Source organism: Cellulomonas sp. T2.31MG-18 (assembly GCF_964266755.1).
GTDB lineage: Bacteria > Actinomycetota > Actinomycetes > Actinomycetales > Cellulomonadaceae > Cellulomonas.
In genome coordinates, this window is record NZ_CAXWGW010000001.1 from 872,311 (window position 1) to 892,083 (window position 19,773).

The following is a 19,773-nucleotide window of genomic DNA, read 5'->3' on the forward strand; positions in this document are numbered from 1 at the left end:
GCGGCCGGGGCGCGGGTGTCGGACCCGACCGGCAGACTGCCGCCCATGGACCCCAAGGACGCCCTGCGGCACTACCTGGACGAGCAGCGCACCAGCCTGGTCGGCAAGCTCGACGGGCTCGACGAGTACGCGGTCCGGCGCCCGCTGACACCGACCGGCACCAACCTGCTCGGGCTCGTCAAGCACGTCGCCTGGATCCAGCTGGGCTACTTCACCACCGTGTTCGGCCGGCCGCCGGGGCGGGTGGCGCCGTACGACCGCGAGGGCGGCAACCCGGACGACGACATGTGGGCGCAGGCCGACGAGTCCCGGGACGAGATCCTCGAGCTGCACCGGTACTCCGCGCAGCAGGCGGACGCGACGCTCGCCGAGCTGCCGCTGGACGTCCCCGGCGTGGTGCCGTGGTGGCGGCCCGGCCACCAGGAGGTGACCCTGCACCGGATCGCGGTGCACGTGATCGTCGACACGTCCCGGCACGCCGGCCAGGCGGACATCCTGCGCGAGACGCTCGACGGGCGTGTCGGCATGAAGCCGGACGACCCGAACATCCCCGGGCGCACGCCGCAGGAGTGGGCGGAGTACTGCGGCCGCATCGAGGCAGCCGCCCGGACCGTCAGCCGGCCTGCCGCCCGTCTGACGGGAGAGCCCCGCGGGCTCAGCGGTAGTTGACGAACTGCAGGGCGGCGTCCACGTCCGCGCCCTTGAGCAGGGCGATCGTCGCCTGCAGGTCGTCCCGGCTCTTGGCCGAGACGCGCAGCTCGTCGCCCTGGATCTGCGTCTTGACCCCCTTGGGCCCCTCGTCGCGCACCAGCTTGGCCAGCTGCTTGGCGACCTCCGAGGACAGGCCCTCCTTGATCGACGTGACCAGGCGGTACTCCTTGCCGGACGGCTTCGGCTCGCCGTCGCCGAGGTCCAGCGACTTCAGCGAGATGCCGCGCTTGATCAGCTTGGTCTCGAAGACGTCGAGCACCGCCCGGACCCGGTCGGCCGAGTTGGCGACCAGCACGATGGTCTCGCCGCTCCAGGCGATCGAGGCGCCGACGCCCTTGAAGTCGTACCGCTGGGCGATCTCCTTCGCCGCCTGGTTGAGCGCGTTGTCGACCTCCTGCCGGTCGACCTTGCTCACCACGTCGAACGACGACTCGCTCGCCATGCCTGTGCCTCCCTCGCGCCACCGGGGCGCCGTCGTCGTCCACCCCTGGCACGGGTGGCCCTCGCGAGTTGCTATCCTTCCATCCGCGCGTTCGCGTCGGCTCGCCCGGACGGTCCTTCGGGATCAGGGTGGGCGTCGGGGACGGGTTGGCCGAGGCGGGTTACCCGAGTGGCCAAAGGGGGCTGACTGTAAATCAGCTGGCAACGCCTACGGGGGTTCGAATCCCTCACCCGCCACGCACGGACGGGGCGTCTTCTCCGCGGAGAGGGCGCCCCGTCCGCATGTTGGAGCTCGCCCGTCGGACGCGGCCGGACCGGCACTCCCCGCCGCCGCGGTGGACGTCAGACCGGGGCCGACCGGGCTGCGTGGCGCGGTGCTCGCCGGGTGCACCCGCGATTTCGCCGCCCCCGGCCCGCCGTGTACTCTGATCCGCGCCGCCCCGATAGCTCAGTCGGCAGAGCGTCTCCATGGTAAGGAGAAGGTCAAGGGTTCGATTCCCTTTCGGGGCTCTCTGGTGTGTTGCCGGTCAAGTCGCCTCGGCGGCTGGCCGCACCACCGGCGCGGCGGGGTAGCTCAGGTGGTTAGAGCACACGGCTCATAATCGTGGTGTCGCGGGTTCGAGTCCCGCTCCCGCTACAGCACGGCAGGCCCGGAGTTCCTCGGAACCCGGGCCCTTGTCGTCTCTCCGGGTCAGAGCCCGAGCCGCTCCGCGATCGCCCGCAACGCCGGCAGCACGTCGCCGGCGGCCGGCACCACCTGGACGCACACGTGGTCGGCACCCGCGTCGAGGTGCTCACGGACCGCCGTCGCCAGGGCTGCACCGTCACCGTGCCGGACGATCGCGTCCACCAGGCGGTCGCTGCCGCCGTCGGCGACGTCGGACTCCGAGAACCCGCCCCGCCGCATGGTGCTGACGTAGTTGACCATGCCGAGGTAGGACCGCAGGAAGTCGCGGGCGTCGCGCCGCGCGGCCTCCACCTCCGTCCCGAGGACCACGGTCTGCTCGGGCGCCACCAGCGCTGCCGGTCCGAGCGCGGCGCGCGCCTGCGCCGTCTGCGGCGGGATGGTCAGGTACGGGTGCGTCCCGGCGCTGCGCTCACCGGCGAGCGCCAGCATCCGCGGACCGAGGGCGGACAGCACCCGGCGGTCGGCCGGGACGCCGTGCGCGTCGAGCACGTCGAGGTAGTGCGCCATCGCGTCGAGCGGTCGCTCCCGCTGGGGCGTCGCCTCGCGGTGGCCCGAACCGATGCCGAGCAGCAGACGGCCGGGGTGGCGGCGCTCGATGCGGTGGAAGGAGTCGGCGAGCTCCTCGGCGCCCGACCTCCAGATGTTCACCACCCCGGTGGCGACCGTCAGCGACGCCGTGGCGTCGAGGAACCGCTCGGCCGCCTGCAGGTCCGCAGCCGGGCTGCCACCCAGCCAGAGCGTCCGGTAGCCGAGATCCTCGATCTGCACGACGACGTCCGTGTCGAGGCCGCCGACGCGGTGCCACACGCCTACGGTGCCGAGCCGGTCACTCCATCCCATCGCGGCCTCCCACCGTCGTGCGTCGGCCTGCTCAGCCGGTGGTCCAGGTCAGTGGTCCCGGTCAGCCGGTGATGCAGGCGCCCGAGGGAACCGTCGCGCTGAGGCCCGGGGCGCGCGCCACGACGGGCAGCAGCTCCGCGGGCGTCATCGCGTACGCCAGGTCCGGGTTGGAGTCGGAGCGGGCGAACACGATGCCCGCCACCTTCCCGTCGGTGGTCAGCAGCGGTCCGCCGGAGTTGCCGGGCCGGACCACCGCGGCCAGCGCGTAGATCTCCCGCTCGGAGTCGCCCTGCCCGTGGATGTCCGGCACCTTGGCGGTGCTCACCGCCAGCACGCGGGCACCGCCGGACGTCAACGGGCCGCCGTAGGGGTAGCCCTGGACCACCGCGACGGCGTCGCGAGCCAGCGTCGGCACGATGGGCAGCGGCGCGACGCCCAGGTGGTCGACCGCGATCACCGCCAGGTCGTTCACCGGGTCGAGGTAGACCACGCGCCCCACCTTCGCGCGCTGCCCGGGCAGCTCCACCACGGGCTTGTCCACCCCGGCGACGACGTGCGCGTTGGTCACCAGCCGGTCCGTGGCCACCACGAACCCCGATCCGCTGGAGCTGATGCCGCACGCGTAGGCGGTGCCCTGGATGCGGGCCACGGCCTTGGACGCCTGCGCCAGCTGGGCCGTGGACAGGTCGACCGACGGCACCGTGGGCGACGGCTGCGGCCCCAGCAGGTCGCCGAGCTGCGGCAGGCCGGAGTGCAGCACGGCGCCGCGCAGCTGCGCCATGGTGCGGGTCACGGGGGCGGGCGTCAGGCGGTCGATCGTGCCGAGCACCGACGACGAGGCGATCGCGGGCGCCAGCACCGGGACGCCGGTCGCGGCGATCGCCGACCCGACGAACGCCATCGCCAGCGCCATCACGACGACGCTGGCGACCGCGCCGAGCAGCCGGTCGACCACCGCCAGCCGCGTCCGGTCGACCCCTCGGCGCAGCGCGTGCCCGATGCGCGCGCCGACCGACGACCCGAGCAGCGGCAGCAGGACGGCGGTCAGGACGACGAGCGCGGCGCGCCAACGGGCCGGCGCCCAGTCGTTGACCAGGGGCACCACCCAGTACGCGGCGGCACCGCCGGCGACCAGGCCGAGCAGCCCGCCGAGCGTGGCCAGCAGGCCGCGGCCGAAGCCCCCCAGCAGCGTGGCGAGGAGGATCAGCGCGAGCACGAGGTCGAGGAGCATCGGCGACATCTTCTCCCGACGGGCGCCCGACGGCGTGGGACGCGCTCTCGGCACCGCGGAGCGGGCCACGTCGGACGCCGTCACCGCAGAGAGTCAGGGCGTCGGCCGAGGGCCCTGCCATGCCGTAACATTGACGGGTCCAGCGTGCGGGTACGCCGCCGCTGTCAGCTTCCCGGCCGCTCGTCGTGCGTCGGGTAACCACGCGAGAGGGTGGCAGCACCATGGCCAGCAAGAGCCAGGACATCCGTCCGAAGATCACGCTCGCCTGCACCGAGTGCAAGGAGCGCAACTACATCACCAAGAAGAACCGGCGGAACGACCCCGACCGCCTCGAGCTGAAGAAGTACTGCCCGCGCGACGGTCGGCACACCGTCCACCGCGAGACCCGCTGACCTTCGTGCCCGTCGACGCGTCGTACGCCGGTCGGGTGTACCCGGCCGGCCCGGTGTACGAGGTCGGCCGGGAGAAGCTCGCGGAGTTCGCCGAGGCGGTGGGCGCCGACCACCCCGCCTACACCGACCCGGCAGCCGCGCAGGCGCTCGGCCACCCGGACGTGGTGGCCCCGCCGACGTTCGCCGTGGTGATCGCCCAGCGGGCCGAGGCGCAGTACGTGCGCGACCCCGCCGCCGGCGTCGACTTCAGCCGCGTGGTGCACGCGGACGAGCGCTTCACCCACCACCGCCCGATCCACGCGGGCGACCGCCTGGTGACGACGCTGCACGTCGACTCGATCACCGAGCGCGCCGGGCTGGCGATGGTGACCACGCGGGCGGAGATCGCGGCCGAGGACGGCGAGGCCGTCGCGACGGTCGTCTCCACGCTCGCGGTGCGGCCGGAGGAGGGCTGATGGCGCTGCCGGTGCTCGCCGACCTCGCGGTCGGCCAGGAGGTCGCCCGCGGCACGCGGACCGTCGACCGGTCCCGGCTGGTGCGGTACGCCGGTGCGAGCGGTGACTTCAACCCGATCCATTGGAACGAGCGGTTCGCCGCCTCGGTGGGCCTGCCCGGCGTGATCGCGCACGGCATGTGGACCATGGGGTCCGCCGTCGGCGTCGTCGTCGACTGGCTGGGCGACCCGGGCGCGGTGCTCGACTACCAGGTGCGGTTCACCCGCCCGATCCCGGTGCCGGACCCCGGCGAGGCCGAGGTCGAGGTGGTCGCGACGGTGGGTGCGCTCGACGCCGAGGCTGGGACGGCGCGCATCGACCTGCAGGTCAGCGCCCTGGGCACCCGGGTGCTCGGCAAGGCGCAGGTGCTGGTGCGGCTGGGCTGAGGCCCCGCGGACGTCAGACCGTCGGTGTCGGTCCCGCCGTGGTGCCCCACACCAGCTCGACCGGCAGGTCCAGCGACTGCGGCGACTCGCCCTCGAGCAGCCTCGCGACCTCCCGCCCGACGGCCCGGCCCTTCTCGGCCAGCGGCTGCGCGACGGAGGTCAGCACGTCCGGCTTGAACCACGGCAGGTCCAGCCCGTCGAACCCGACGACGGAGACGTCCTGCGGCACCTGAAGGCCGAGCTCACGGGCGCCCAGCACGACACCGGCCGCGAGCAGGTCGGACTGGCACACGACGGCGGTCGGCCGGTCCGGGCCGGCCAGCAGCGCGCGCGCCGCGCTGGCGCCGTGCTCGACCAGCGAGGCGGGCGTCTCCCAGATGGCGACGGGCTGCACACCGGCGTCGAAGACGCCGTCGAGCCGCCGGCGGGTGAGCTCCCACTCCAGGGCGTCGAGCCGGGCGGCGTCGACCAGCCCCTCGGAGCGGTCGTTGGTGAACGGCAGGGTCACCGTGGCGATGCGCGTGTGGCCGAGGCCCACCAGCTGGCGCGTGACGTCCGCGATGCCGGCGCGGTCCGCGATGCCGATCACGGAGATGTCGGGATGGCGGCTGCCCTCGACCAGCACGGTCGGGATGCCGCGGCGGCGCAGCGCGCTCAGCACCGGGTCGTCCGTGGTGCCACCCCACATCATCACCGCGACGTCCATCGCCGCGAGCTCCACCAGCGGGTCCACCGGCGGGTCCGTCGGGTCGTGCGGGCCGGCGATCAGCAGGACGCCCAGCCCCATCGGTCCCAGCGTGCTGGTGATGCCGTCGAGCACCTGGATGGACACGGGGTCCCGGAACGCGCGACGCAGCGCGTCGCCGACGATCACGCCGACGATCCCGGAGCGTCCGCGGCGCAGCTGCCGGCCGAGCGGGTTGGGGCCGGCGTAGCCGAGCGCCTGCGCGGCGTCGAGCACCCGCTGCCGGGTGGCCGCCGCGATCGGTCCGGCACCGGAGAACGCCAGCGAGGCGGTGGACACCGAGACGCCGGCGGAGGCCGCGACGTCGGCGAGCGTGGGCCGCTGGGAGGACAGGGCGCTCTCCTTCTCGTCGGTCGCCTGCCGGGGCGTCGGTCGGCCGGGCAGATGGGGCCGCTGGTGCACCGCGGTTCGCCGGTCACCGAGGCGGCCACCTGGTTGACGTCGGTCAGCGTACCGGCCAAAATGGCGCCCGTCCTCAAATCGATTCGACAACCTTCGTCCGTTCCGATCGAATCGATTCGACCACTCGCGGCGCCGGACCCGTCCCTCGTCGTCGTCACCTGGAGTCCTCGCTGTGCTGCTCGCCCGCCGATCCCGGACCGGCCCCGTGCCTCGAGCGCGCCTGCTGCTGATCGGCTGCTACGTGCTGATGGGCCTGATGACGTCCGGCTGGCTGGCGCGCATCCCGGCGGTCCGTGACCAGCTGCACCTGTCCACCGCCACCCTGGGTGCGCTGCTGCTGGTCGGATCCGTCGGCGCCCTGCTGACCGTCATGGCGTCCGGCGTGCTGGTGCAGCGCATCGGCAGCAGACGGTCGCTGGTGCTGTCCACCGGGGTGCTCGGCGCGGGCTACGCGCTGATGGGCATCGGCCCCGGCGCCGGCTCGGCGGCCGTGCTCGCGGTGGGCATCTTCCTCAACGGCGTCGGTGTGTCGCTCGCCAACATGGTGTTCAACCTCGAGTCCGCCCGCATCGAACGGGCGATGGGCCGCACCGTGATCCCGCACTTCCACGCCGGCTTCTCGGTGGGCGCCGTCGCGGGCTCGGCGGCCGGCGCGCTCGCCTCGCGGCTCGGCATCTCCGTCACGGCGCAGCTGACGGCGGTCGCCGCGGTGGCGGTGGTCTGGCGGCTGGCGTCCGTGCGTGGCGTCGTGCTCGACCCCGCGGCCGAGGAGCTGGCCGCCGCTCTGCGTCCGGTGCCAGGGACGAGCGGTGGACGCCTCCGGTGCGTGCTCTCGGCGTGGACCGAACGGCGCACCGTGCTGATCGGGGTGGTGGTGCTGGCGGCATCGTTGTCCGAGGGCTCAGCGAACACCTGGCTGTCCCTGGCCGTGGTGGACGGCTTCCGCAGGCCGGAGTCGATGGGCGGTGTGGTGCTCGGCCTGTTCGTGGCCGCCATGACCGTGGTCCGGCTGCTCGGCACGCGGTTGATCGACCGGTTCGGCCGGGTGGCCGTGCTGCGGACCTCGGGGCTCGTGTCCCTCGTCGGGCTGCTGACGTTCGGTCTCGCACCGTCCCTGCCGCTGGCCTGCGTCGGTGTGGTCGCCTGGGGCTTCGGTGCCGCGCTCGCCGTGCCGATCGGCATCGCGGCCGCCTCCGACGACCCCCGGCGGGCGGCTGCCCGCGTCGCGCTCGTCTCCACGTTCGCGTCGGGCGCCTCGATCGCGGCACCGCCCCTGCTGGGCCTCGCCGCGGAGACGATGGGCGCGCGCCACATGCTGCTGCTCGTCGTCGTCGCCATGGTGGCCAGCGTCTCGGTCTCCCGACACGTCGCCCGGCTGCGCGCACCGGGACCGGCGGCGGTGCCGACCGCGCGTCCCGCACCGACCGTCGAGCTGCTGACGGCCGTGGAGCCGTCCGTCACAGGGCTGCCGACCGCTGCCGCCGCGGTACCCGAGCCCGCCGGCTCACGTTGACCGCAGCCTGGTCACTGCTGCGCCGATGCGTGAGGATGCCCGAGACCCCCGTGGAGAGCTGACGATGAGCACCCCTGCACCCGACCGTTCGGTCCGCGCCGCGTCGTGGGCGGTCGCGGCCGTGTTCACGCTCAGCGGCGTGAACTTCGCCAGCTGGGCGTCGCGCATGCCCGCCATCCGTGACGGCCTGGGGTTCTCGCCCGACCGGATGGGCCTGCTGCTGCTGGTCGCCTCCGTCGGCTCGCTGCTGTCGCTGCCGCTGTCCGGCATGGTGGTCGAGCGGCTCGGTGCGCGACGCACGGTGATGACCTTCGCGGTGGTGAACGCGCTGGGCTTCCTGCTGTCGTCGGTCGGCGTGCAGCAGCGGCTGGTGCCGCTGGTGGTCGCTGGGCTGGTCCTGGTGGGCGTGGGTGCCGGCGTCTGGGACGCCTCGATGAACCTCGAGGGCGCCCTGGTGGAGCAGCGGCTGGGCCGCACGGTGATGCCGCGGTACCACGCCGGCTTCTCGTTCGGGACGATGGCCGCTGCCGGGGTGGCGGCCGTCGCGGCCGAGGCGCACGTGCCGGTCGTGGCGCACCTGCCGGCCGTGATGGTGGTGAGCACGGTGCTCGTCGCCGTGGCGGTGCGCCGGTTCCTGCCGACCGGCCACGCGGACCACCTCCTGCACCCGGAGCCGCCGACGGACGCCGTGCCGGATGCCGAGGTCGCCGGTCCGACGGCCGGGTCCCGGGCGGCGACCGCCGTCGTCGAGCAGCACGTCGACCTCGCCGCCGACCCGGCGGTCAGCACCCCGCGCGGCGCCCGCGGCGCGCTCGCGGCCTGGGCGGAGCCCCGCACCCTGCTCGTCGGGCTGGTGGTGCTCGCCGCCGCGCTCACGGAGGGGGCGGCCAACGACTGGGCCAGCCTGTCGGTGGTCGACGGGTTCCGCACCAGCCACGCGGTCGGGGCGCTGGCGTTCGGGATCTTCGTCACGGCGATGACGGCCATGCGGATGTTCGGAACCCCGTTGCTGGACCGGTTCGGGCGCGTGGCGGTGCTGCGGCTGTGCGCCGGGCTGGCGCTGGTGGGCCTCGCCGTCTTCGGCCTGGTCGGGCCGTTGTGGCTGGCGATGGTGGGCATCGTCGCGTGGGGCATGGGTGCGGCGCTCGGCTTCCCGGTCGGCATGAGCGCGGCCGCCGACGACCCGCGGCGTGCTCCGGCGCGGGTGAGCGTCGTGTCCACCATCGGGTACTCCGCGTTCCTCGGCGGCCCGCCGCTGCTCGGGCTCCTGGCGCAGCACGTCGGCTACCGGCACGCGCTGCTGGCGATCCTGGTGCCCGTCGCGCTGAGCCTGGCCGTGATGGGCGCCGCGGCACCCCTGCATCGCGACCGGGCCCAGCGCGACGGCGCCCCGCACGACCAGGCCCAGCGCGACCAGGCCCAGCGCGACCGGGCTTAGCCTGGCCGGGTGACCGCCGAGCCGACCACCACCTCCGCCAGCGAGCCCGCGCAGGACGGTCCGGCAACGGTGCCGACGCTGGCGGACCTGACCACCCTGCGCGTCGGTGGCCCCGCCGCCCGTTATGTGGAGACGGCCACCGAGGCGGAGCTGATCGACGCCGTGCGGACCGCGGACGAGGCCGGCGAGCCGCTGCTGGTCGTCGGTGGTGGCTCCAACCTCCTGGTGGCCGACGAGGGGGTCGACGGTGTCGTCGTGCGCGACGTCCGCACCGGCATCGAGGTCCCGGACCACTCCGCGTGCGCCGGTGTGACCTACCAGCTGCCGGCCGGGCAGCCCTGGGACGAGGTCGTCGCGTTCGCCGGTGAGCACCGGCTGTACGGGATCGAGGCCCTGTCCGGCATCCCCGGCTCGGTCGGGGCCGCACCGGTGCAGAACATCGGGGCCTACGGGCAGGAGGTCGCCCAGACGGTCGCCAGCGTGCGCACGTGGGACCGGGCGCGCGGCCGGGTCCGCACGCTCGCCCTGTCCGACCTGCAGCTGTCCTACCGCAGCTCGCTGCTCAAGCGGTCCATGCGGGCGGCGCCGTCCGACGAGGACCCGGGGGCGCCGTGGTGGCCCACCCCCCGCTACGTCGTGCTCGACGTCACGCTCCAGCTGCGGCAGGGCTCGCTGTCGGCACCCATCGCCTACGCCGAGCTGGCGCGAACGCTCGGTGTCGAGCTCGGTCAGCGGGCACCCCTCGCAGAGGTGCGGGCGGCGGTGCTGAGCCTGCGTGCCGGCAAGGGCATGGTGCTGGACCGGGGCGACCACGACACGTGGAGCGCCGGGTCGTTCTTCACCAACCCGCTGCTGACGCCCGAGCAGGCCGCGCAGCTGCCGCCGGACGCCCCACGGTTCCCGCTTCCCGACGACGGCGCGCGGGACGGCGTGCCCGGCGGCGTCAAGACGAGCGCCGCGTGGCTGATCGACCACGCCGGCTTCGCCAAGGGGTTCGGTGACGGTCCCGCGAGGCTCTCGGGCAAGCACGTGCTGGCGCTGACCAACCGTGGCGGCGCGACGGCTGCGGACCTGCTGGCGCTGGCGCGCACCGTCCGGGACGGTGTGGCACGGCGTTTCGGCGTGGTGCTGGAGCCGGAGCCGGTGCTGGTGGGCGCTGCGCTCTGACCGGCTCTGACCGGCTCTGACCGCCGGGCGGGTCAGCCCGCCGGCGCCGCAAGCCAGTCGTCCACGCCGGCCAGCAGCCGGTCCTTCGTGGCGGCCGACGCGCGGCTGGCCAGGATCGACCCCCGAGCCAGCTGGGCCAGCTCGGCGTCGCTGAACCCGTGCACCTCGCGGGCCGTCCGGTACTGCTCCACCAGCCGTGACCGGAACAGCAGCGGGTCGTCCGCGCCGAGCGCCACCTGCGCGCCGGCCTCCGCCAGGACCCGCAGCGGCACGTCGGCCGACGTGGCGTAGATGCCGAGCGAGACGTTGGACGCCGGGCACACCTCCAGCGCCACGCCGGACTCGAGCACCCGCTCCAGCACCGCGGGGTCCTCGACGGACCGCACGCCGTGCCCCAGCCGGTCCGGCTCGAGCTGGTCCAGCACCTGGTCGACGTGGGTCGGCCCCAGCAGCTCACCGCCGTGCGGCACCGAGGCGAGGCCCGCGTGGCGGGCGATGGCGAACGCGGGCGCGAACGCCGAGGTGTCACCCCGGCGCTCGTCGTTCGACAGCCCGAACCCCACCACCTCGCCCGGCCCCTCACCGGCGTGCCGGGCGGCCAGCCGGGCCAGGGTGCGGGCGTCGAGCGGGTGGCGCAGCCGCGACGCGGCGACCACCACGGCCACCTCGACGCCGTGCCGGACGGAGGCCGCCCGGGCCTCGTCGAGCACGATCTCCAGGGCGGGGGTCACCCCGCCGACGAACGGCGCGTACGACGTGGGGTCCACCTGGATCTCGAGGCGTCCCGAGCCCTCAGCGGCATCGTCCGCGGCCGCCTCGTCGACGATCCGCCGCATGTCTGCCTCGGAGCGCACGCACGCGCGCGCCGCGTCGTAGAGCCGCTGGAACCGGAACCAGCCGCGCTCGTCGGCCGGCACGTGGACGCGCTCGCCCTCCTGCAGCAGGTCGGGCAGGACGATGCCGCGGCGGGCCGCCATGTCCGTCAGGGTGGCCGAGCGCATCGACCCGGTGAAGTGCAGGTGCAGGTGCGCCTTGGGCAGGGCCCGCAGGTCGCGCCCGCTCTCGGTGCTCAGCGGGCCTCCAGCATGCCCGTCACCCTACGTGGCGCCCGCCGTCGGGGCGGACGCAGGTCAGGCACCCGGCAGGATGCCGCGCTCGATCGCCACCGTGACGGCACGCGTCCGGTCGTCGACACCGAGCTTGGCGAAGGCGCGCAGCAGGTGCGTCTTCACGGTCGCCTCGGTGATGTACAGCTCGCGTCCGATGGCCACGTTCGACAGCCCCCGGGCCACCAGCGCCAGCACCTCCTGCTCACGGGCCGTCAGCCGCTCGTCGCCGCCGCGCAGCTGCTGCACCAGCCGGCGGGCGACGGAGGGGGAGAGCGCCGACTCGCCGCGGGCGGCGGCGCGCAGACCGGCGACGAGCTGGTCGCGCGGGGTGTCCTTCAGCAGGTACCCGGTCGCGCCGGCCTCGACGGCCCGCAGGATGTCGGTGTCCGTCTCGTAGGTGGTCAGCACCAGCACGTGCACGCCGGGCACCTCCCGCGCGATGCGGGCGGTCGCCTCGGCACCGTCCATCCGCGGCATCCGCAGGTCCATCAGCACCAGGTCCGGCCGAAGTCCGGTGGCGAGCGCGACGGCCTCCTCACCGTCGGCCGCCTCGCCGACCACCTCCAGGTCGGGCTCGACGGCCAGCATGCCGGCCAGCCCCGAGCGCACCACCGGGTGGTCGTCGGCGATGAGCACGCGGATCATCGAGCACCCCCGGCAGCCGCTCCCGCGGACCCGCTGCGACCCGCGTCCCGCCCACCGTCCGCCTGCGCGCCGGTCGTCCCGGTCGGCACCGTCACTGCCACCCGCGTCCCTCCCGCCGGTCCCGGCTCCACCTGCAGCGACCCGCCGCCGTCGTGCGCGCGTTCGCGCATGCCCCGCAACCCGTTGCCCTCGGTGGTGCCCGGCGGCAGTCCCCGGCCGTCGTCCTCCACCTCGAGCCGCACCACGTCGTCGGCCCGCACCAGCCGGAGCGTCACGCTGCGCGCGGCAGCGTGCCTGCGGATGTTCGCCAGAGCCTCCTGCGCCGAGCGCAGCAGCACCACCTGCGCCTCCCGCGGCAGGTCGTCACCGGCGGTGTGGTCGCCTGACAGCTGTACGTGCACGTCGGCCTCCGCCGAGAACCGCTCCGCGAGCCGCAGCAGGGCCTCGCCGAGCGAGGCGTCCTGCAGCCCGGCCGGTCCGAAGGCCGCGACCAGGCTGCGCGCCTCGGCGAGGTTGTCCCGTGCGACCTGCTCGATCTGGGTCACCCGCGTCCGCGCCGCCTCCGGCCGACCGCGGTCCAGCTCCGCCTGCGTGGTCTGGGCGAGCATCACCACGGAGGTGAACCCCTGGGCGAGCGTGTCGTGGATCTCCTGGGCCAGCCGCTGCCGCTCGGCCACCACACCCGCCGCGTGGTGGGTCGCCGCCAGCTCGGCCTGGGCCGCCTCGAGGCGGCGCAGCAGCTCGGCCCGCTCCTCGCTCTGCTCCGCGGTCATCGTGATCCACAGGCCAAGCACGATGCTGAACACCAGGCTCGCCAGCATCTGGGCGGCGAAGCCGACCAGCTCGTCGCGCCAGCCGCGGGCCGCGACGGTAGCCGCCGCGATCACCACCACGGTCAGGCCGGTGCACCACAGCGCCCCGCGCAGCCGGCTGCGGCTGAAGAACCAGATCTGCGTGTACGCGACGAACAGCAGGACGAATCCCGCGCTGGTGAGCGCCGTGCAGACGGCGGTCAGCGGGAGCAGCAGCGCCAGGTAGGCGTCGGCACGGCGCGGGTGGTGCCCGTCCATCGCCCCACGGCCCACCAGCACGTACGCGGCGACCAGCGCGACGATGACCGCGAGCGCCCACCACGTCCGCGAACCGGTGGTCCCCGGGATGACGATCGCCACGGCGGCCACCGCGGTCAGCGCGAAGAACAGAGCGTCCCAGCCGCTGAGCCGGCGCACCGCGCGGTCCAGCCGTTCGGCGACCGTCGTCGGCCTGCTGTCGTGCGGGTGCGGCGCCTGCGCGGGCATGGGCCGACCCTCCCACAGCGCCCGGGCCCAGGTGGACGCCATCGACCGCGGCGCCACGGCAGGCGCAACCGAGGGTGCCACCCGGGGCGACGCCGAGGCCTGGCCGGTCCGCACGTCGCGCGGTCCGGCCAGGCCGTCAGCAGGGTGCACGTTCACCCGTCGTCCCGGCGCAGCCACCGGAACCGCCGCCCGCCCAGCACCAGCCCGGCCACCAGCCAGGCGGCCAGCACGCCGGCGGTCAGCCCGTGCTGCCACGAGCCGGAGGGCTCCATGCTCAGCGCGCCGTCCGGCAGGAACACCGAGCGCATGCCCTGCGCCATCCACTTCAGCGGGAACACCGACGCGACGTCCTGCATCCACGTCGGCAGCTGGTCGTACTGGAAGAACACCCCGGAGACGAACTGCAGCACCAGCACGATCGGCACCACCACGGCGCTCGCGGACCGCCCGGACCTCGGCACCGAGGAGAACGCGACCCCGCACACCGACCCGGTCGCCGTACCCAGCACGAACACCCAGGCGAAGGTCAGCCACCGGCCGGCGTCGCTCGGCAGCGGCACGTCCCACAGCAGGGCGGCGGCGCCGATCAGCAACGCGGTCTGCAGCAGGGCCGTCACCAGCACCTGCCCGACCTTGCCGAGGAAGTACGACGCGGCCGGCAGGGGAGTGCCGCGCAGGCGCTTGAGGGCGCCCTCGTCGCGCTCGACGGCGACGAACGTCGCCAGGTTCTGGAAGCTCGACAGCATCACGCCGGTCGCCACCATGCCGGGCAGGAAGTACTGGGCGAAGCTGACCGGTCCGACGGTGCCGCCGTCCCGCCCGAACACCGTCGCGAAGATGCCGAGCATCACCACCGGGTACAGGAAGATGAACGCCACCGCGTCGCGCTCCCGGGCGTAGGCCCGCAGCTCGTACCCGGCACGGACCAGGCCGAGGCGCAGCACGCCCGGCAGGGGAGGGGTGACGACGGCCGACCCACGGTCGGTCGGCACGGGCAGCGCGGTCATCGCCGGGCCCCCGTCCGCTCCGCACCCGCGCGGCCGACGAGCACGGGCGACGCGTCACCCGGACCAGCCCCCGCACCAGCCGCGTCGGCGGCGCCCACCAGCCCGAGGTACACGTCCTCGAGCGTCGGGCGGACCACCTGCAGCCCCGGCACCTCGTCGAGCCCCTCCGCGGCGAACCGCGTGGTCAGCTCGGCGACCGTCCGGGTCGGGGTGTCGGTGGCGACCTCCTGCAGCTCGCCGTCACGCAGCCAGCGCACCCGTGCGCGGTGCGCCTGCCGACCACCCAGCGTGTGCGGTGCACCCTCGGCCACCACGTGGCCGGCGCTCACCACGACGACGCGGTCCGCCAGCTGCTCGGCCTCGTCCATGTAGTGGGTGGTCAGCAGGATCGTCGTCCCGCCGTCGCGCAGGCCCTTGACCAGGTCCCAGAACGCCCGGCGTGCCTCCGGGTCGAACCCCGTGGTCGGCTCGTCGAGGAACAGCAGCTCCGGGCGTCCGACGACGCCGAGCGCGACGTCCAGCCGCCGCCGCTGCCCGCCGGAGAGCTGACGCGCCCGCGTCCGCCGCCGGTCCTCCAGGCCCACCGCCGCGATCAGCTCGTCGACGTCCCGCGGCCGGGGGTAGTACGCCGCGAACTGCCGCACCAGCTCCTCGACGGTGGCCTCGGCCAGGTCGTTGACGCTCTGCAGCACGATGCCGACGCGTGAGCGCCACGCCCGGTCCGCCGTCTGCGGGTCCGCGCCGAGCACCCGCACCTCGCCGGCGTCCCGGTGCCGGTAGCCCTCGAGGATCTCGACGGTGGTCGTCTTGCCTGCGCCGTTCGGCCCGAGCACCGCCACCACCTCGCCGGTGTCGACGTGCAGGCTCACCCCGTCGACGGCGTGCTTGTCCCCGTAGCTCTTGTGCAGCCCGACCACGTCGACCGCGCGGCTGCCGATGTCTCTCGCCATGACCACCAGCGTGGTCGACGAGCCCCACCTGCCGCGACGGCCGGGTCACCGCCCTGCGCGTCCACCGATCGGTGGACGGGTGGGTCCGTCGTGGTGGGGCGCGCGCGCCNGTGGTGGTGCGCGGCGAGCGCCCGCCCGCCGCGCACCACGGGGATCAGCTGGCCTCGCCCAGCAGGGACACGATCCGTCCGACGCCCTCCACCAGGTCGTCGTCGCCGAGCGCGTACGACAGCCGCAGGTACCCCGACGGCCCGAACGCCTCGCCGGGCACCACCGCGACCTCGACCTGGTCCAGGATCAGCGCCGCCAGCTCGGCCGAGGTCGCCGGCGTGACGCCCCGGATTGTCCGGCCGAGCACGCCCTTCACCGACGGGTACGCGTAGAACGCGCCCTGGGGGGCCGGGATCCGCACACCGTCGATCTGCTCGAGCATCGACACCATCGTCCGGCGCCGCCGGTCGAAGGCGGACCGCATCGCCTCGACCGCCGACAGGTCCCCGGTCAGCGCCGCCATCGCCGCCCGCTGCGACACGTTCGCCACGTTCGACGTCAGGTGCGACTGCAGGTTGGTGGCGGCCTTGACCACGTCCGACGGGCCGATCAGCCACCCGACCCGCCAGCCGGTCATCGCGTAGGTCTTCGCGACGCCGTTGAGCACGATCGCCGTCTCGGCGAGCTCGGGCACCACGCGGACGATCGGGGTGAACACCGAGTGGTCGTAGGTCAGGTGCTCGTAGATCTCGTCGGTGATCACCCAGATGCCGTGCTCCAGCGCCCAGCGCCCGATCTCCTCGGTCTGCTCGGGGGAGTACACGGCGCCGGTCGGGTTGGAGGGCGAGCAGAACAGCAGCGCCTTGGTCCGCTCGGTCCGGGCCGCCTCGAGCTGCTCGACCGTGACCAGGTAGCCGGCGTCCGTGTCGGCGAACACCTCCACCGGCACGCCGCCCGCCAGGCGGATCGCCTCGGGGTAGGTGGTCCAGTACGGCGCGGGCAGCAGCACCTCGTCGCCGGGGTCGACGATCGTCGCGAACGCCTGGAACACGGCCTGCTTGCCGCCGTTGGTCACCAGCACGTCCGCCGCGCGAACCTCGTAGCCGGAGTCGCGCAGCGTCTTGGCCGCGATCGCCTCGCGCAGCTCGGGCAGGCCCGCGGCGGGCGTGTACCGGTGGTTGCGCGGGTCGGCGGCCGCGGCGATCGCCGCGTCGACGATGGGCTGCGGCGTCGGGAAGTCCGGCTCACCGGCGCCGAAGCCGATCACGGGCCGGCCGGCGGCCTTGAGCGCCTTGGCGCGGGCGTCGACGGCGAGGGTGGCGGACTCGGCGATGGCGCCGACCCGGGCGGACACGCGAGGGCGGGGGGACGAGGTCTGCTGGCTCACCGGGCCATCATCGCGCGGACCGGGGGCAGTTCGACCGGGCGTCCACGGTCGCGTACAGTGGACCCCCGGCGGTTGACGTCCGTCATGATCAGTTGCGCCCTCGGCGGGAACCGATCGCACGTGCTGGACGTCGAACGACCGTAGGGCAGTGGCGCAATTGGTAGCGCAGCGGTCTCCAAAACCGCAGGTTGCAGGTTCGAGTCCTGTCTGCCCTGCGCAAGCGGTCATCCGATCGCGAGCAGGTCTGCCGGACGGTCCAGCGGGTCACGCCGGCACCGCAGCCGTCAGGTCCCTCCGGGACGTGACGCGCGACGGGTGTCCGGCTCGGCGCCGGCGACGTCCGTCATGAGAGGGAGAGGCCAGACGTGAGCGAACCCGCACCCGCGGCCGCATCCGAGGGCAAGGCGCCGCGCCGCAGCACGGCACCGAGCACTCGTGCCGGCGCGGAGCGTCGTGGGCTCTTCGCCCGCATCGCCCTGTTCTGGCGCCAGGTGGTCGCCGAGCTCAAGAAGGTGGTCTGGCCCACCCGCTCCGAGCTGGGCACCTACACGATGGTCGTGATCGCGTTCGTCGTGATCGTGATGGCCTTCATCACGGTCGTCGACTTCGGCGCCGGCCAGCTCACCTTCTGGGTGTTCGGCGGCTGACCGCCCACCGGGACCCGTGAGGTCCCGTCAGTTCGTCCCCGAGCAGGAAGCAGGTTCGCACGTGTCGCAGGAGTCGCCGCAGCCCACCCCGGGCGCCGAGGCCGAGCTCGAGGACGCCCTCGAGTCGGTCGAGGCCGTCGAGGGGACGTCGGACGTGGCTCCGTCCAGCACGGACGTGGACGAGGCGCCCGAGGACGAGGTCCAGCAGGACGAGCTCGAGCAGGACGAGGTCGCGGAGTCCGACGAGGACCTGGCCTCAGACGAGGACGAGCCGGACCCCGACGAGGACCCCGTCGCGGCCTTCAAGGCCAAGCTCCGCCGGCTCCCGGGTGACTGGTACGTCATCCACTCGTACGCGGGCTACGAGAACCGGGTGAAGACGAACCTCGAGAACCGCACCCAGAGCCTCAACATGGAGGACTTCATCTACCAGGTGGAGGTCCCCATGGAGGAGGTCGTGGAGATCAAGAACGCGCAGCGCAAGGTCGTCAAGCGCGTCCGGATCCCCGGCTACGTCCTGGTGCGCATGGACCTGACCGACGAGTCGTGGGGCGCCGTGCGCCACACCCCCGGGGTCACCGGCTTCGTCGGCCACACCCACCAGCCCGTGCCGCTGACGCAGTCCGAGGTCTTCTCGATGCTCGCCCCGAGCATCCAGCCGGCGACCCCCGCCGCGGCGAAGGCCGCGAAGGCTGCCGCGCCGGTGCAGGTCGACTTCACCGTCGGCGAGTCGGTCACCGTCACCGACGGCGGCCCGTTCGACACGCTGCCGGCGACGATCTCCGAGATCAACCCCGAGAACCAGAAGCTCAAGGTGCTCGTCTCGCTGTTCGGCCGCGAGACCCCGGTGGAGCTGTCCTTCAGCCAGGTCTCCAAGATCTGACCCCACCCCCTGATCCCGCCGGGCGGCGCTTGCCGCGCGGCAGTGCAACCGGGTCATCGCCCACGGCGTCGGCCCACGACAAGAACGGACTGCAATGCCCCCGAAGAAGAAGGTCACCGGCCTCATCAAGCTCCAGATCAACGCTGGTGCTGCTACCCCCGCCCCGCCCATCGGCCCGGCGCTCGGTCAGCACGGCGTGAACATCATGGAGTTCTGCAAGGCCTACAACGCGGCGACCGAGTCGCAGCGCGGCAACGTCATCCCGGTCGAGATCACGGTGTACGAGGACCGCTCGTTCACCTTCGTCACCAAGACCCCGCCGGCCGCCGAGCTGATCAAGAAGGCCGCCGGTGTGGCCAAGGGCTCCCCGACGCCGCACACCACCAAGGTGGCCACCCTGACCAACGCCCAGGTCCGTGAGATCGCCAGCACCAAGCTGGAGGACCTCAACGCGAACGACCTGGACGCCGCCGCGAAGATCATCGCCGGCACCGCCCGCTCGATGGGCATCCGCGTCGAGGGCTGAGCCCCCGGCACGTCACACCAGTGGCAGGGCCCTGTGCGGCCCGTCGACCACGACTGCTGAACAAGGAGAAGCAGATGGCCAAGCACAGCAAGAAGTACCGCGCCGCTCTCGAGAAGATCGAGGCCGGTCGCATCTACAGCCCGCTCGAGGCGGTGCGCCTGGCGAAGGAGACGTCGACGACGTCCTACCCGTCCACGGTCGAGGTCGCGTTCCGCCTCGGTGTCGACCCGCGCAAGGCGGACCAGATGGTCCGTGGAACGGTGAACCTGCCGAACGGCACCGGCAAGACGGCCCGCGTCGTCGTGTTCGCCGTCGGTGGGCGTGCCGAGCAGGCGCGTGCCGCAGGCGCCGACGAGGTCGGTGGCGACGAGCTGATCGAGAAGGTCGCCGGTGGCTACACCGACTTCGACGCCGCCGTGGCGACGCCGGACCTGATGGGCAAGGTCGGCCGTCTGGGCAAGGTGCTGGGTCCCCGTGGCCTGATGCCGAACCCGAAGACCGGCACGGTGACGATGGACGTGGCCAAGGCCGTGTCCGACATCAAGGGCGGCAAGATCGAGTTCCGCGTGGACCGTCACGCGAACCTGAACTTCATCATCGGCAAGACGTCGTTCACCGACGTGCAACTGGTGGAGAACTACGCCGCGGCGCTCGAGGAGATCCTCCGGCTCAAGCCGGCCGCCTCGAAGGGTCGGTACATCTCCAAGGCGACGATGTCGACGACGAACGGCCCGGGCATCCCGCTCGACCAGAACAAGACGCGTCGGCTCACGGAGGAGGACGCGGCCTGACGGTCGCCCTCCCCGCAGCACGAACGAAGGCCCGGTCCGCAAGGACCGGGCCTTCGTCGTTCCCGGGCGGCCCTCCGCCCGCCCGGGGCGC

At 73.7% G+C, this 19,773-nt stretch carries 21 protein-coding genes and 4 tRNA genes; 15 read left to right on the top strand and 10 right to left on the bottom strand.

The window, feature by feature from the left end:
- The first annotated feature begins 45 nt into the window (after positions 1–45).
- A complete protein-coding gene (locus ACFQTY_RS04015; RefSeq protein ID WP_378097608.1) occupies positions 46–669 on the top strand; it encodes a DinB family protein in 624 nt (207 codons plus the stop codon).
- Here the strand turns inward: ACFQTY_RS04015 and ACFQTY_RS04020 are convergent.
- Positions 656–1,153 (bottom strand): YajQ family cyclic di-GMP-binding protein, encoded by a 498-nt coding sequence (locus ACFQTY_RS04020; RefSeq protein ID WP_291758083.1) that lies wholly within the window; start codon positions 1,151–1,153, stop codon positions 656–658. The two genes, ACFQTY_RS04015 and ACFQTY_RS04020, sit on opposite strands and share 14 nt — an antisense overlap.
- A gap of 154 nt (positions 1,154–1,307) precedes the next feature.
- On the opposite strand from ACFQTY_RS04020, the gene ACFQTY_RS04025 reads away from it, so the two are divergent.
- The 3 genes from ACFQTY_RS04025 (at position 1,308) to ACFQTY_RS04035 (ending at position 1,789) form a co-directional block, all read left to right on the top strand.
- Positions 1,308–1,389, top strand: a tRNA-Tyr gene (locus ACFQTY_RS04025).
- Between the two features lie 200 nt (positions 1,390–1,589).
- Positions 1,590–1,662, top strand: a tRNA-Thr gene (locus tag ACFQTY_RS04030).
- Between the two features lie 53 nt (positions 1,663–1,715).
- A tRNA-Met gene (locus ACFQTY_RS04035) sits at positions 1,716–1,789 on the top strand.
- Positions 1,790–1,843: 54 nt separating this feature from the next.
- Here the strand turns inward: ACFQTY_RS04035 and ACFQTY_RS04040 are convergent.
- Positions 1,844–2,680 (bottom strand): LLM class F420-dependent oxidoreductase, encoded by an 837-nt coding sequence (locus tag ACFQTY_RS04040; protein ID WP_378097612.1) that lies wholly within the window; start codon positions 2,678–2,680, stop codon positions 1,844–1,846.
- Between the two features lie 61 nt (positions 2,681–2,741).
- Entirely contained in the window at positions 2,742–3,911 is a 1,170-nt protein-coding gene (locus ACFQTY_RS04045; protein ID WP_378097616.1) for a MarP family serine protease, read from the bottom strand.
- A 221-nt stretch (positions 3,912–4,132) separates the two neighbouring features.
- On the opposite strand from ACFQTY_RS04045, the gene rpmG reads away from it, so the two are divergent.
- Genes rpmG through ACFQTY_RS04060 form a run of 3 tightly spaced genes read left to right on the top strand, consistent with a single transcriptional unit; the run spans position 4,133 to position 5,183 of the window.
- Positions 4,133–4,303, top strand: coding sequence for a 50S ribosomal protein L33 (rpmG, locus tag ACFQTY_RS04050; RefSeq protein WP_291758088.1), 171 nt, complete (start codon positions 4,133–4,135; stop codon positions 4,301–4,303).
- A gap of 5 nt (positions 4,304–4,308) precedes the next feature.
- Positions 4,309–4,758: a MaoC family dehydratase N-terminal domain-containing protein gene (locus ACFQTY_RS04055; protein WP_378097620.1), complete on the top strand. Its 450-nt coding sequence runs from the start codon at positions 4,309–4,311 to the stop codon at positions 4,756–4,758.
- Complete coding sequence (locus tag ACFQTY_RS04060; RefSeq protein WP_378097623.1) at positions 4,758–5,183, top strand: MaoC family dehydratase; 426 nt, start codon at positions 4,758–4,760, stop codon at positions 5,181–5,183. The genes ACFQTY_RS04055 and ACFQTY_RS04060 overlap by 1 nt, the downstream gene beginning before the upstream one ends.
- A 13-nt stretch (positions 5,184–5,196) precedes the next feature.
- Here ACFQTY_RS04060 and ACFQTY_RS04065 read toward each other — a convergent pair whose 3' ends face one another.
- Entirely contained in the window at positions 5,197–6,261 is a 1,065-nt protein-coding gene (locus ACFQTY_RS04065; RefSeq protein WP_378099104.1) for a LacI family DNA-binding transcriptional regulator, read from the bottom strand.
- A gap of 274 nt (positions 6,262–6,535) precedes the next feature.
- Here ACFQTY_RS04065 and ACFQTY_RS04070 point away from each other — a divergent pair, with 274 nt between their 5' ends.
- The 3 genes from ACFQTY_RS04070 (at position 6,536) to ACFQTY_RS04080 (ending at position 10,448) form a co-directional block, all read left to right on the top strand.
- Positions 6,536–7,843 (top strand): MFS transporter, encoded by a 1,308-nt coding sequence (locus ACFQTY_RS04070; RefSeq protein ID WP_378097626.1) that lies wholly within the window; start codon positions 6,536–6,538, stop codon positions 7,841–7,843.
- A 64-nt stretch (positions 7,844–7,907) separates the two neighbouring features.
- A complete protein-coding gene (locus tag ACFQTY_RS04075) occupies positions 7,908–9,281 on the top strand; it encodes an MFS transporter (RefSeq protein ID WP_378097629.1) in 1,374 nt (457 codons plus the stop codon).
- 9 nt (positions 9,282–9,290) lie between these two features.
- Entirely contained in the window at positions 9,291–10,448 is a 1,158-nt protein-coding gene (locus ACFQTY_RS04080) for a UDP-N-acetylmuramate dehydrogenase (protein ID WP_378097632.1), read from the top strand.
- Positions 10,449–10,480: 32 nt separating this feature from the next.
- Here ACFQTY_RS04080 and ACFQTY_RS04085 read toward each other — a convergent pair whose 3' ends face one another.
- The 6 genes from ACFQTY_RS04085 to ACFQTY_RS04110 form a co-directional block, all read right to left on the bottom strand.
- Complete coding sequence (locus ACFQTY_RS04085) at positions 10,481–11,521, bottom strand: adenosine deaminase (protein WP_378099106.1); 1,041 nt, start codon at positions 11,519–11,521, stop codon at positions 10,481–10,483.
- Positions 11,522–11,578: 57 nt separating this feature from the next.
- On the bottom strand, positions 11,579–12,202 hold the full coding sequence (locus tag ACFQTY_RS04090; protein ID WP_291758093.1) for a response regulator transcription factor: 624 nt from the start codon (positions 12,200–12,202) through the stop codon (positions 11,579–11,581).
- Positions 12,199–13,500: a histidine kinase gene (locus ACFQTY_RS04095; protein WP_378097637.1), complete on the bottom strand. Its 1,302-nt coding sequence runs from the start codon at positions 13,498–13,500 to the stop codon at positions 12,199–12,201. Before ACFQTY_RS04095 ends, ACFQTY_RS04090 begins: the two co-directional genes overlap by 4 nt.
- A 152-nt stretch (positions 13,501–13,652) precedes the next feature.
- A complete protein-coding gene (locus ACFQTY_RS04100) occupies positions 13,653–14,507 on the bottom strand; it encodes an ABC transporter permease (RefSeq protein WP_337973521.1) in 855 nt (284 codons plus the stop codon).
- The gene (locus ACFQTY_RS04105) at positions 14,504–15,457 is read right to left on the bottom strand and encodes an ABC transporter ATP-binding protein (RefSeq protein WP_378097640.1); all 954 of its coding nucleotides are present in this window, start codon (positions 15,455–15,457) and stop codon (positions 14,504–14,506) included. Before ACFQTY_RS04105 ends, ACFQTY_RS04100 begins: the two co-directional genes overlap by 4 nt.
- Positions 15,458–15,611: 154 nt before the next feature.
- A complete protein-coding gene (locus ACFQTY_RS04110) occupies positions 15,612–16,835 on the bottom strand; it encodes a pyridoxal phosphate-dependent aminotransferase (RefSeq protein WP_378097643.1) in 1,224 nt (407 codons plus the stop codon).
- A 142-nt stretch (positions 16,836–16,977) separates the two neighbouring features.
- On the opposite strand from ACFQTY_RS04110, the gene ACFQTY_RS04115 reads away from it, so the two are divergent.
- The 5 genes from ACFQTY_RS04115 (at position 16,978) to rplA (ending at position 19,682) form a co-directional block, all read left to right on the top strand.
- Positions 16,978–17,050: transfer RNA gene (locus ACFQTY_RS04115), tRNA-Trp, on the top strand.
- A gap of 150 nt (positions 17,051–17,200) precedes the next feature.
- Positions 17,201–17,482: a preprotein translocase subunit SecE gene (secE, locus tag ACFQTY_RS04120; protein WP_263729716.1), complete on the top strand. Its 282-nt coding sequence runs from the start codon at positions 17,201–17,203 to the stop codon at positions 17,480–17,482.
- A gap of 61 nt (positions 17,483–17,543) precedes the next feature.
- Positions 17,544–18,365: a transcription termination/antitermination protein NusG gene (gene nusG / locus ACFQTY_RS04125; protein WP_378097647.1), complete on the top strand. Its 822-nt coding sequence runs from the start codon at positions 17,544–17,546 to the stop codon at positions 18,363–18,365.
- Positions 18,366–18,459: 94 nt separating this feature from the next.
- Positions 18,460–18,891, top strand: coding sequence for a 50S ribosomal protein L11 (rplK, locus tag ACFQTY_RS04130; RefSeq protein WP_263729713.1), 432 nt, complete (start codon positions 18,460–18,462; stop codon positions 18,889–18,891).
- A gap of 74 nt (positions 18,892–18,965) precedes the next feature.
- Positions 18,966–19,682, top strand: coding sequence for a 50S ribosomal protein L1 (gene rplA, locus ACFQTY_RS04135; protein ID WP_378097651.1), 717 nt, complete (start codon positions 18,966–18,968; stop codon positions 19,680–19,682).
- Positions 19,683–19,773: the final 91 nt, after the last annotated feature.